Source organism: Streptomyces sp. NPDC058401, assembly GCF_042722885.1.
Lineage (GTDB): Bacteria > Actinomycetota > Actinomycetes > Streptomycetales > Streptomycetaceae > Streptomyces.
In genome coordinates, this window is record NZ_JBHXKA010000014.1 from 20224 (window position 1) to 32159 (window position 11936).

An 11936-nucleotide genomic window follows, 5' to 3' on the forward strand; every position below is an offset into this window, starting at 1 on the left:
GCCGCGTTGTCAGTGGCCACCGGTAAGTTCTGGACCAGTCGCGCGAAGCAGTTGCGCGAGCGCGGATGCGTGCACCAGCGCAGCCGCGCAGACGAGACGTCTCGAACACCGTGTACCGGAGGTTGTCGCCGTGCCCCAGATGCTGCCCGATTCCTGGCTCCCCGTCCTCGGCGGAGAGCTGGAGCAGCCCTACTTCAAAGAGCTCACCGAGTTCGTCGAGAAGGAGCGGGCGAACGGGCCGGTCTACCCGCCCCGCGAGCAGGTCTTCGCGGCCCTGGAGGCCACCGCGTTCGACCAGGTGAAGGTGCTGGTCCTCGGCCAGGACCCGTACCACGGCGCGGGCCAGGGCCACGGGCTGTGCTTCTCCGTGCAGCCCGGCGTGAAGACCCCGCCCTCGCTGCGCAACATCTACAAGGAGATGCAGGCCGAGCTGGGCACCCCCGTCCCGGACAACGGCTACCTGATGCCGTGGGCCGAGCAGGGCGTCCTGCTGCTCAACGCGGTGCTCACCGTCCGCGAGGCCGAGCCCAACTCGCACAAGGGCAAGGGCTGGGAGAAGTTCACCGACGCGGTGATCCGCGCGGTGGCCGCGCGCCCCGACCCGGCCGTCTTCGTCCTCTGGGGGGCGTACGCGCAGAAGAAGCTCCCGCTGATCGACGAGGAGCGGCACGCGGTCGTCAAGGGCGCCCACCCCTCCCCGCTGTCGGCCAAGAAGTTCTTCGGCTCCAGGCCCTTCACCCAGATCAACGAGGCCGTCGCCGCCCAGGGCCATGCGCCGATCGACTGGCGGATTCCGGACCTGGGCCGATGACCGACCGCGCCTAGGCGGCATTGCAGGTGCCTCCGGCTAGCGTCTTGATGATCGGACCGGAGCAGGTCTGACGGGAACAAGCCGGAGGCCGCGTTGACGGAGCAGCAGGAGGCGTCTGAGGACGCCGTCATGACCAGGATCGGCCAAGCGGCCATCCTGCTGCACGCAGGCGACCGCGAGGAGGCCCGCAACCGGCTCGGCGAAATCTGGTCCGAGCTCGGCACGGAGGGCGACTCCCTGCACCGCTGCACGCTCGCGCACTACCTGGCCGACGCGCAGGACGACCCCGCGGAGGAGCTGGCCTGGGACCTGCGGGCCCTGGCCGCCGCGCACGCCGACTCCGACGGTCCCGGCCCGCCGGCGGCCGTGCGGGTCTTCTACCCGTCGCTGCACCTGAGCCTGGCCGCCGACTACGTGAAGCTACGGCGTCCCGAGGCGGCCCGGATCCACCTGGCGCGGGCCCGCGCCGCCACCGGAGCCCTGGCCGACGACGGGTACGGGAACGGCGTACGGGCCGCCATCGCCCGGCTGGAGCACCGGCTCGCGACGGAACCGGCCCAGGGGCTCCGGCCGTTCCCGGAGCAGAACCAGTAGCGGCACCCCCGGGGCCCCGGCGCCCGTCAGCCGCCGTGGACGCCCGCGCAGATGCGGGCCTCCGGGCTGTCCGGATGCCAGCGCCCGTGCCGCCGCCCCAGCGCGCACACGTCGGCCGGGCGTACCGGCAGCTCCCGCATCAGCTCGCGCGGCACCTCCCCGCCCTCGGAACCGGCCCGCCCGGGGCGCTGCCCGCCGGGACGGCCGTCGGCATGGTCGCGGTGCCCGCCGGGCCGCCGGGGCTCGGGGATGTCCGGGACCGGCGGGGCGGCCGCCGGGGCTCCGCGGTGTCCCGGCCGGCCGTTCCCGGAGGCCGCCTCCGCCGCCGGGGCTCCGGACCGCGGGACGGCCGCCCGGCCGGAGGTGGACGGAGCCGGCCCGGCGGGACGCCCCGGCGCCGCCTCCACGGCCTCCAGCGCCTCCAGGGCGGGTGCCCGGACGACCACCGGCGCGGCACCCGGCCCGCCGCGGGGCTCGTGCCGGGGAGGCGCCCCCGGGGTGCCGGGGGCGGGCGCCGGCTGCACGGGGGCCGGGGTCACGTTCACGCAGCCGGAGACGGCCGAGACCGCACAGGCGACGCCGAGCAGCAGTTTTGTCGTGGTTCGGGTTGGATGCACTCACACAACTCTGCTGTGCGAAGACCCCGTTGCGAAAACCCGGAGCCGATATTCACCCCGCACGGGTGACGGCTACTCGCCCGTGGCGCCGTCGATGTGCTCGCGCAGCAGGTCGGCGTGGCCGTTGTGGCGCGCGTACTCCTCGATCATGTGGGTGTAGACCCAGCGCAGGCTGAACACCTCGCCCCGGCGGTGGCTCTCGGGCTTGGAGGCGAGGTCCAGGGAGAGGCCGGCCGCGGCCTGCCGGGCCAGCTCGATCTCGGTCTGCCACACCTGCTCGGCCGCGGCCCAGGTGTCCCCGTCGGCGAGGTGGAAGTCCCCGTCCGGGTCCTCGCGGGTGCTGAACAGCTCGGGCAGGTCCTCGTCCAGCATGATCTCCCGGAACCAGTACCGCTCCACCTCCGCCATGTGCCGCACCAGCCCGAGCAGGCTCAGCGCGGACGGCAGCAGCGGGGTGGTGCGCAGCTGCGCGTCGGACAGCCCCTCGCACTTCCAGGCCAGGGTGGAGCGGTGGTAGTCGAGCCAGCCGTCGAGCATCTCGCGCTCGTCGGCCGTGGTGGAGGGTTCGGTGCGGTGCGATCCGTCACTGGTCGTCATGGGCCCCATCGTGGTCGAACACGGTCGTGGTCACCACCGATTAGGCTGCGTACTCCCACAAGGAACGAACCTGGAGGTCCCGGTGAAGGTCGGCTGTATCGGACTCGGCGACATCGCGCAGAAGGCGTACCTGCCCGTCCTGACCACCCGCCCGGGGCTCGAACTGCACCTGCAGACCCGGACCCCGGCCACCCTCGAACGGGTCGGCGCCCACCACCGCGTCCCCGCCGGACAGCTGCACACCGACCTCGACTCGCTGCTCGCGCAGAAGCTCGACGCGGCCTTCGTGCACGCCCCGACCGCCGTCCACCCCGAGATCGTGGAACGGCTGCTGGAAGCGGGCGTGCCGACCTACGTCGACAAGCCGATCGCCTACGAGCTCGCGGAATCGCGCCGCCTGGTCGAACTGGCCGAGGACCGCGGGGTCTCCCTCGCCGTCGGCTTCAACCGCCGCCACGCGCCCGGCTACGCGCAGTGCGCCGACCACGCGCGCGACCTGATCGTCATGCAGAAGAACCGGGTCGGCCTGCCCGAGGACGTACGGACCTTCGTCCTGGACGACTTCATCCACGTCGTCGACACCCTGCGCTTCCTGCTGCCCGGCGAGGCCGACCACGTCGACGTACGGGCCGTGGTGCGGGACGGCCTGATGAGCCAGGTGGTGCTCCAGCTGTCGGGTACGGGCTTCACCGCGCTCGGCATCATGAACCGGCTCTCCGGTTCCACGGAGGAGGTGCTGGAGGTCTCCGGGCAGGACACCAAGCGCCAGGTCGTCAACCTCGCCGAGGTCATCGACCACAAGGGACAGCCCACGGTCCGGCGGCGCGGGGACTGGGTGTCGGTGGCCCGTCAGCGCGGCATCGAGCAGGTCGTCGACTCCTTCCTGGAGGCCGTCGCCGCGGGCAGCGTCCTCAGCGCGCGCGACGCGCTGCTGACCCACGAACTGTGCGAGCGGGTCGTGCGCTCGGCCCTGGAGCAGGCGCAGCAGGCGTCCTGAGCGACTCCCCGAGGGGCGCTCCGGCCGGATCCCCGGCCGGGGTCCCCGGGGGCCGCCCGAGCGGCCGCCCGAGCCGTACGGAGCGGGCGCCCGCCACCGTGCAGTACGCGGCCAGGGCGGCCAGCGCCGCGCCCACCGCCCAGTCCCCGAAGCGGACGTAGAGGGTCGTGCCCCGGGCGAGCGGTACCTCGTACACCCGCGCCGTCCGCGCCGAGGTGGACAGTGCGGTTCCGATCCGCCCGCCGGACGGTCCGTGCACCGCGCTGATCCCGGTCAGGGCGGCGTGCACCTCGGGCCGGCCGGTCTCCGCCGCCCGCAGCGCGGACAGCGAGGCGTGCTGGGCCGGGGCCCACCCGTCCTGGAAGGAGGACGTGGCCGACTGGTCGATCAGCACGGCGGCCCCGTCGCGGACCAGGTGCCGGCTCATGTCGGGGAACGCCGACTCGAAGCAGACCAGCGGGCCGAGCCGGACGTCCGGCCGGCCCGGCAGGTCCATCACGACCGGCGCGTCTCCCGGGACCCGGTTCTCGTCCGCCGCCTTGCCGACCGAAGTGGCCCAGCCCAGCAGCCCGCGGGCCGGCACGTACTCCCCGAAGGGGACCAGGCGCATCTTGTCGTACCGGTCGCCGGTCGGGCCCCCGGGGCCCACGAGCACCGCCGATTTCCGGATCCCCGGCCGGTCGGAGGCCCGCGCGTCCACGTTGACCAGCAGCGGAGCCCCCACCCGCGCCGACAGGGCGGCGAGCCGCCGGGCCAGGTCCGGGCGGGCCGTCAGGTCCTCGCCGACACTGCTCTCCCCCCACACCACCAGGTCGGGGCGCAGCCCCGCCAGGCCCGCGGTCAGCTGCTCCCCGACGGCGAACCGCCGCTCCGCGCTGTCCGGGCCGTCCTCGACCGGGCCCGGCTGTACGACGGCCACGCGCAGCACGCCCGAGACCTCCGGCCGGGGCGCCCACAGCCACACCACCCCGGTCAGCACCGCGCAGCCGGTCACCCCGGCCAGCGCCGGTGCTCGCGCCCCCGGCGCCGCGATCAGCAGCGCCACCGCGCAGTTCACCGCCACGACCAGCAGCCCGACCAGCCAGACCCCGCCCACCGAAGCGAGCCGCAGCGCGGGCGCCACCTGCCACTGGCTGGCACCGAGCAGCCCCCACGGCCCGCCCAGCCCCTGCCAGGACCGGGCCAGCTCCGACAGCAGCCAGCCCGCCGGTACGAGGAGCAGCGCGGCGCCCGCCCGGACCCCGCCGGGCCGGCCGCCGAGCAACTCCCGCACCAGCAGCGCGAAGGGGATCCAGAGCAGGCCCAGCAGCGCCGCCAGCAGGAACAGGAACACGTGCAGACTGGGCAGCAGCCAGTGGTGCACGGCGAAGACGAAGCCCGCGCCGCCGAGCCAGCCCTCCAGGGCGGCGCGCCGGCCGGTGGGGGCCGACCTCAGCAGCAGGATCCAGGGCACGAGGGCGACGTAGGCGAACCACCACAGTGCGGGCGCGGGGAAGGCGAGGCAGGGCAGGGCCCCCGAGGCGACCGCCACCACCGCCCGCCACCACGGGACCCGCTTCTGGACCGACGCGACCGTCGGGAGCGCCGTCATCACCAAGGGCCTCCGCTTCCAGTGTGGAACAGCCCTGCCCGCCCGGTCGGCTGAGTCACCTGAGTCACCGCACCGTCAGAACGACATGTGCCGCCACGTCTCGTGGACGGTGACCCGGGAGAGCCGCCAGCCGGACCGGACGGTCCGGGCGACGGCGAAGGTGTACCGGCCGGCCGCGACGAAGTTGGGCGCGGTGACGGGAGCCGCACCGTCGTCGGGCTCTTCCCCGGCGAGCCGCATGGGATTGAGGAAGTAGGCCCGGACCTCCGCCGTGTCACCGGGGGAGCCGCCCTGATCCGCGATCCGGATCAGCCGGTTGACGATGAGGTGCTGGCGCACCGGGAACAGCTTCATCGTCTCCGCGAGCCAGTCCGCGACCTCCCCGGCCGGGCCCTCGATCCCGCCGGCCGAGGCGTAGTCGGCCCGCCCGCCCGGAGCGAACAGGGCGCGGTACGCGTCCCAGTCCCCGTCGTCCACGGCGATGGCGTATCCCGAGACCAGCTCGTCGATCGCCAGCCGGTCCATCACGCCCGCAAGGTCCACACGCTGCGTCATCGGGTCAGTGTGGGGGCGCGGGCCGCGAAGGCCAAGGGGCGTGCGCGGCCCGGATGCCCCGGCACCGGATCAGTGACCGGAACGCGCCTCCCTGGGACGGACCACCACGAGGTAGGCGTCGCTCGCCAGATCCATGACCACCTCCGCGGGCACGCCCTCGCGCGTCCGCTGCGCCGCGTACTCCTCGGCCGGCCAGCTTCCCCTCGGACTTCCGGCCGGAAACCGCTCCAACACCACTCGACCCATGGGACACCCCCTGCTGTTCGTCTTCAGGTCTCTCCCTCCACAACGACGCGGAGGCCGCCCGGGAACGTTCCCGGGCGGCCTCCGATTCACGCGAAGCGGTGAGAGATGTCCGTACTAGCCGGCCGACTCGCCCGCGTGGGGGCTGAGCACACCCATGCCGATCAGGGCGAACAGCACGATGCCGAGCAGCACCCGGTAGATCACGAAGGGCATGAAGCTCTTGCTGGAGATGAACTTCATGAACCAGGCGATGACCGCGTAGCCGACGAGGAAGGCGATGACCGTGGCGAAGATCGTCTGAGGCCATTGGATGTGCCCCGGGTCCTCCATCACGTCCTTGATCTCGAACAGGCCCGAAGCCAGCACGGCCGGGATGGCGAGGAGGAAGGAGTAACGGGCCGCGGCCTCGCGGGTGAAGCCCAGCAGCAGACCGCCGGAGAGCGTGGCACCCGACCGGGACACACCCGGGATCAGGGCCATCGCCTGGCACAGACCGAAGATGAGGCCGTCCTTGACGCCCAGTTCCTTCAGGGTCTTGCGCTCGCGGACGACCCGGTGCCGGCCGCCCTCCTCGTCGCGCGCCGCCAGCCGGTCGGCGAAGCCGAGCACGATGCCCATCACGATGAGGGTGGTGGCGATCAGCCGCAGATCGCGGAACGGGCCCTCGATCTGGTCCTTGAAGGCGAGGCCGAGGACACCGATCGGAATCGAGCCGACGATCACCAGCCAGCCCATCTTGGCTTCCTGCTCGGAGCGCAGCGCCTTGGTGTACAGCGAGCGGAACCAAGTGGAGATGATCTTCGCGATGTCCTTGCGGAAGTAGATCAGTACGGCGGCTTCGGTGCCGATCTGCGTGATGGCGGTGAAGGCCGCGCCCGGATCGTGCCAGCCGGCGAACGCCGCGGTCAGCCGCAGGTGGGCGCTGGAGGAGATCGGGAGGAATTCCGTAAGTCCTTGGACGAGACCGAGGATGAGGGATTCGATCCAGTTCATGTCGGGGTGCGCTCGTCCTTGTGATCGTCGGGCAGTTCGGGTCCGATGCTAGGGCCCGTGGGGTGCCACCGTGACCACAGGGGGGTGTACGGCCGTCAATTCCCGTGCCGGCGCGGTCCGCTCGGCCTTCCGTACGGGCACCAGCCGGTGCCGCTTGCGCCAGGCGACGACCGCCGCCCCCACCGCGGAGAGGGCGATGAACCCGAACGAGGCGAGGAACGCGGGGGAGGTCGGGGAGGAGGCGCTGGCCCCCGCGATCACGTACGCGGCGGTGTTCGGGACCACGCCGATCGCGGTGGCGAGGAGGAAGGGGAGCCAGCCGCAGCGGGACAGCGCGGCGGCGTAGTTGGCCACCGCGAAGGGCAGACCGGGGAAGATCCGGACCGCGAGCATCGAGCGGAAGCCGTGCCGGGCCAGCTGGTCGTCGGCCGCCTGCAGCCAACGGCCGCGGATCAGCGGACGCAGGGCGTCACGCCCCATCATCCGGCCGAGGCCGAAGGAGATCCCCGCACCGATCACCGAGCCGCCGACCGCGGCGACCAGGCCGAACTGGGAGCCGAAGAGGGCCCCCGAGGCCAGGTTCAGCAGCGGGCGCGGCACCAGGGCCGCCGTGCACACCCCGTACGCCGCGGCGAAGAGCAGGACGGCGGTGCCCACCGGGAGCCCCGGGGGCCAGCCCTCCGACAGCAGCCGCTGGGGCTCGTACAGCACGACGCAGACGCCGGCCGCGAGGAGCAGCACGACGAGCAGCGAGAGCCGCGTCCACGGCGTGAGGAGGAGGGACATTCCGGGAGACTAACCGACCCCCCTGTCCGAGCGCCGTAATCTGGGACTCATGCAGTCGAACGCCCCGCGGCCGCCGCGAGTTCCGCAGAGCGAGCTGGCCGGGCTGTTGGTGGCGCGGCTCACGGAGTCCTACGGCGCCGCGGCCGACGCGGAGCGGGCCGGGCCCATGGCCGCGTACATGAAGGACGTCTCGCCCTTCCTCGGGATCCCCACCCCGCTGCGCCGCGAGCTGTCCCGGGACGTGACCAAGGACACCCCGAAACCGTCCGAAACGGACTGCGCGGCCCTCGCTCTGCGCTGCTGGCGGCTCCCGGAGCGTGAATACCGCTACTTCGCCGTCGACTACCTGCGCCGGCACGTCCCCCGCTGCTCCTCCGGCTTCCTCCCCGTGGTCCGGCACCTGATCGTCACCGACCCCTGGTGGGACACCGTCGACCTGCTCGCCGCGCACACGGTCGGCCCGCTCGTGGCGGCGGACCCGGAGCTCGCCCGCGTCATGGACGAGTGGATCGGCGACGAGGACCTGTGGGTGGCCCGCACCGCGCTGCTCCACCAGCTCCGGTACAAGTCCGCGACCGACACCGACCGGCTCTTCGGGTACTGCCGCCGCCAGAGCGGCCACCCCGACTTCTTCGTCCGCAAGGCCATCGGCTGGTGCCTGCGCGAGTACGCCAAGACGGACCCCGACGCCGTACGCGCCTTCGTCGCCGCCGAGCGGGATTCCCTGTCCCCGCTCTCGGTGCGCGAGGCACTGAAGAACACCCCCTAGGGACCGTTGGCGGGGCGCACGTCCCGACCGCCCCGGGACACCTCCCGACCGGCGGCGCGAAATTCAGTGGCCCCGCCGCGGCCGCTCCGGCAGGATCGACCGCATGTCCAGGCAGACCTTCCCCGAAGCGCCGTCCGCAGTCGCGGACGCGCCGAAGGCTGCCGTCCCCGCACAGCTCGCCGCAGGCGCGACCGCATTCGGCGGCGCACGAAGCTGACCCTTCCCGGATCGTCCGGCGGACCCCACAGGGGGAGGGTCGGTTCGCTCAGGGGTCCCGTAACTCCAGCTTCGGACCACACGGGAAGACATCATGGCCAAGACGGCCTTCGTGCGCACCAAGCCGCACCTCAACATCGGCACCATGGGTCACGTCGACCACGGCAAGACGACGCTGACCGCCGCCATCACCAAGGTCCTCGCCGACCGCGGCGGCGCCTCCTTCGTGCCGTTCGACCGGATCGACCGGGCCCCCGAGGAGGCCCGGCGCGGCATCACCATCAACCTCACGCACGTCGAGTACGAGACCGACACCCGGCACTACGCCCACGTGGACATGCCCGGCCACGCCGACTACATCAAGAACATGGTCACCGGCGCGGCCCAGCTCGACGGGGCGATCCTCGTCGTCTCCGCTCTCGACGGGGTCATGCCGCAAACCGCCGAGCACGTCCTGCTCGCCCGGCAGGTGGGCGTCGACCACATCGTCGTCGCGCTGAACAAGGCCGACGCCGGGGACCCCGAGCTCACCGACCTGGTCGAGCTGGAGGTCCGCGAGCTGCTCACCGCCCACGGCTACGGCGGGGACGCCGTCCCCGTCGTACGGGTCTCCGGGCTCGGGGCGCTGGACGGCGACCCGCAGTGGACCGCGTCGATCGAGGCCCTGCTCGACGCCGTGGACACGTACGTGCCCATGCCCGTGCGGTACACCGACGCGCCGTTCCTGATGCCGGTGGAGAACGTCCTCACCATCACCGGTCGCGGCACCGTCGTCACCGGCGCCGTCGAGCGGGGCACCGTGGCCATGGGCGACCGCGTCGCCCTGCTCGGCGCCGGGGGCGACGGCGCGGCCGTGGAGTCCGTGGTCACCGGACTGGAGACCTTCGGGAAGCCGATGGAGTCCGCCGAGGCCGGGGACAACGTCGCCCTGCTGCTGCGCGGGGTGCCCCGCGACGCGGTGCGCCGCGGGGACGTGGTGGCCGCGCCCGGCAGCGTCGTACCGAGGCGCCGCTTCACGGCGCGGGTCTACCTGCTGTCCGCCCGCGAGGGCGGCCGCACCACGCCGGTGGCGACCGGCTACCGGCCCCAGTTCTACATCCGCACCGCCGACGTGGTGGGCGACGTGGACCTGGGTGCGGTGGGCGTCGCCCGGCCGGGCGACACGGTCACCATGACCGTGGAGCTCGGCCGGGACGTCCCGCTGGAGAGCGGGCTCGGCTTCGCGATCCGCGAGGGCGGGCGCACCGTCGGGGCCGGGACGGTGACCGAGGCCGGATAGCGGCCTGCCGGAGGTCGGGCGGTACCCGCTGTGGTGGCGGTGGTCGGCTTGCGCCAGACTGCCGTCACCACAGGCATGCGGGGAGGGAGCGGTTCGTGGAAGACGGCAGCAGCATGGGCCAGGGCAGCAGCGAAGGCGCCGGCGAAGGCAGGGGCGGCGGCGAAGCCAAGGGCACGGCCCTGGTGCTCGGCGGCGGCGGGCTGACCGGCGTCGGCTGGGAAGCCGGGATGCTCTACGGGCTCGCCCGCGCGGGCGTCGACCTGACCGGAGCCGACCTCGTCGTCGGGACCTCGGCAGGCTCGGTCGTCGGCGCGCAGCTCACCTCCGGACTGCTCACCCCGCAGGAGCTGTACGAGCGCCAGCTCGGCGACCCCGGCGGGGAGCTCCCCGCGAAGCTCGGGGCCTCACTGATCGGGCGGTACGCCGTCGCGATGGTGCGCTCCCGCGACGCGAAGTCCTACCGGCGCCGCATCGGCGCCTTCGCCCTCGCCGCCGACACGGAGCCCGAGGGCGTGCGCCGCAAGGTGCTGGAAGCCCGGCTCGTGTCGCACGACTGGCCCGAGCGGCGCCTCGTCGTCACCGCGGTGGACGCGCTGACCGGCGAACTCGCCGCCTTCGATCGGGGGAGCGGGGCCGGGCTGGTCGACGCCGTCTCGGCGAGCTGCGCCGTACCCGGGGTGTGGCCGCCCGTGACGGTCGCGGGCCGGCGGTTCGTCGACGGCGGGATCCGCTCCGCGACCAACGCCGACCTCGCCTCGGGCTACGGGCGCGTGGTGATCCTCGCGCCGATGGCCACGGGCGCCGGGCTGATCCCCTCGCCCGCCGCGCAGGCCGCGCGACTGCGGGAGGCCGGGGCGAAGGTGCTGCTGATCACCCCGTCCTCGCAGGCCCGCAAGGTCTTCGGGCGCAACGTACTGGACCCCGCGCGCCGCGATCCCGCCGCACGGGCGGGGCTGGAACAGGCCGCGGAGCACGTGGAGCAGGCGCGCGAGGTGTGGGCGGCTGCGGGGGCCTGACAATGGTGCGGTGAGTGACGAACAGATCCCGGTGATCCGGGACGTGGCCCAGGGCACCGCCAAACTGATGCCGGACATCGACCGGGAGCGGGCCTGGCTGCTCACCGTGGACGGGGCCCCGCAGTCGTACGTGGACCTCGATGACCCGGAGCACCTGGAGTTCGAGTACGTACGCCGCCTCGCGCACGTCCTGGACTGCGTCGGAGAGCCGGGCGCCGCGCTGGACCTGCTGCACCTGGGCGGCGGCGCGCTGACCCTGCCGCGGTACGCGGCGGCGGGCCGGCCGGGGTCGCGGCAGGACGTGGTCGAGTTCGACGCCGGGCTCGTCGCCCTGGTCGGGGAGTTCCTGCCGGTGGCCGCCGGGAGCGGGATCACCGTGCACGTCGCCGACGCGCGGGCCTGGCTGGCCGGGGCGCCCGACGCGAGCGCGGACGTGGTGGTGGGGGACGTCTTCGGTGGATCCCGGGTGCCCGCTTCGCTGGCCTCGGCGCAGTACGCCCGGGAGGTGGCGCGGGTGCTGCGGCCCGGCGGGGTGTACGTGGCCAACCTCGCCGACGGGGCGCCCTTCGGCTTCCTGCGGGGGCAGCTCGCGAACTTCGGCGCGGCCTTCGGGGAGTTGGCCCTGATCGCGGAGCCCGGGGTGCTGCGGGGACGGCGGTTCGGGAACGCGGTACTGCTGGCTTCGGAGCGGGAGCTGCCGGTGGCGGCGCTCTCGCGGGTGTGCGCGGGCGACGTGTTTCCCGCGCGGGTGGAGGCGGGGGCGGCCCTCGCACGGCTGATGCGGGGGGCTCTGCCGGTGTCCGACGCCGATGCGGTGGCTTCGCCCGAGCCGCCGGAGGGTGCCTTCAGCGTCGGCTGAGTGCCGTCCC

General features: G+C 73.5%; 13 protein-coding genes. 7 read left to right on the forward strand and 6 right to left on the reverse strand.

Annotated features, from left to right (window positions below):
* The first annotated feature begins 139 nt into the window (after positions 1–139).
* The gene (locus ACFWNV_RS07675; RefSeq protein ID WP_383942274.1) at positions 140–811 is read left to right on the forward strand and encodes a uracil-DNA glycosylase; all 672 of its coding nucleotides are present in this window, start codon (positions 140–142) and stop codon (positions 809–811) included.
* 93 nt (positions 812–904) lie between these two features.
* Positions 905–1405, forward strand: coding sequence for a hypothetical protein (locus ACFWNV_RS07680; protein WP_383942058.1), 501 nt, complete (start codon positions 905–907; stop codon positions 1403–1405).
* A 26-nt stretch (positions 1406–1431) separates the two neighbouring features.
* Here ACFWNV_RS07680 and ACFWNV_RS07685 read toward each other — a convergent pair whose 3' ends face one another.
* Together ACFWNV_RS07685 and ACFWNV_RS07690 are read right to left on the reverse strand one after the other, a co-directional pair.
* Positions 1432–2022, reverse strand: coding sequence for a hypothetical protein (locus ACFWNV_RS07685; protein WP_383942061.1), 591 nt, complete (start codon positions 2020–2022; stop codon positions 1432–1434).
* Between the two features lie 72 nt (positions 2023–2094).
* Positions 2095–2619 (reverse strand): DinB family protein, encoded by a 525-nt coding sequence (locus ACFWNV_RS07690; protein ID WP_383942063.1) that lies wholly within the window; start codon positions 2617–2619, stop codon positions 2095–2097.
* An 82-nt stretch (positions 2620–2701) separates the two neighbouring features.
* Here ACFWNV_RS07690 and ACFWNV_RS07695 point away from each other — a divergent pair, with 82 nt between their 5' ends.
* On the forward strand, positions 2702–3616 hold the full coding sequence (locus tag ACFWNV_RS07695; RefSeq protein ID WP_383942066.1) for a Gfo/Idh/MocA family protein: 915 nt from the start codon (positions 2702–2704) through the stop codon (positions 3614–3616).
* Here ACFWNV_RS07695 and lnt read toward each other — a convergent pair.
* The 4 genes from lnt to ACFWNV_RS07715 all read right to left on the reverse strand — a co-directional run bounded on the left by lnt (position 3531) and on the right by ACFWNV_RS07715 (position 7787).
* A complete protein-coding gene (gene lnt / locus ACFWNV_RS07700) occupies positions 3531–5207 on the reverse strand; it encodes an apolipoprotein N-acyltransferase (protein ID WP_383942068.1) in 1677 nt (558 codons plus the stop codon). The genes ACFWNV_RS07695 and lnt overlap by 86 nt on opposite strands.
* 75 nt (positions 5208–5282) lie before the next feature.
* Positions 5283–5762 carry a nuclear transport factor 2 family protein gene (locus tag ACFWNV_RS07705; RefSeq protein ID WP_383942071.1) on the reverse strand — a complete coding sequence of 160 codons (480 nt, stop codon included), beginning with the start codon at positions 5760–5762 and terminating at the stop codon, positions 5283–5285.
* 360 nt (positions 5763–6122) lie between these two features.
* Positions 6123–7001, reverse strand: coding sequence for an undecaprenyl-diphosphate phosphatase (locus ACFWNV_RS07710; RefSeq protein WP_383942074.1), 879 nt, complete (start codon positions 6999–7001; stop codon positions 6123–6125).
* Between the two features lie 48 nt (positions 7002–7049).
* A complete protein-coding gene (locus ACFWNV_RS07715) occupies positions 7050–7787 on the reverse strand; it encodes a TVP38/TMEM64 family protein (protein WP_383942076.1) in 738 nt (245 codons plus the stop codon).
* Between the two features lie 49 nt (positions 7788–7836).
* Here ACFWNV_RS07715 and ACFWNV_RS07720 point away from each other — a divergent pair, with 49 nt between their 5' ends.
* From ACFWNV_RS07720 to ACFWNV_RS07735, 4 genes are all read left to right on the forward strand, one after another.
* Positions 7837–8556, forward strand: coding sequence for a DNA alkylation repair protein (locus ACFWNV_RS07720; RefSeq protein WP_383942079.1), 720 nt, complete (start codon positions 7837–7839; stop codon positions 8554–8556).
* 310 nt (positions 8557–8866) lie between these two features.
* Positions 8867–10051: an elongation factor Tu gene (gene tuf / locus ACFWNV_RS07725; RefSeq protein WP_383942080.1), complete on the forward strand. Its 1185-nt coding sequence runs from the start codon at positions 8867–8869 to the stop codon at positions 10049–10051.
* 113 nt (positions 10052–10164) lie between these two features.
* Complete coding sequence (locus ACFWNV_RS07730) at positions 10165–11067, forward strand: patatin-like phospholipase family protein (protein ID WP_383942277.1); 903 nt, start codon at positions 10165–10167, stop codon at positions 11065–11067.
* Positions 11068–11134: 67 nt separating this feature from the next.
* Positions 11135–11926: a spermidine synthase gene (locus ACFWNV_RS07735; protein ID WP_383942280.1), complete on the forward strand. Its 792-nt coding sequence runs from the start codon at positions 11135–11137 to the stop codon at positions 11924–11926.
* Positions 11927–11936 lie beyond the last annotated feature (10 nt).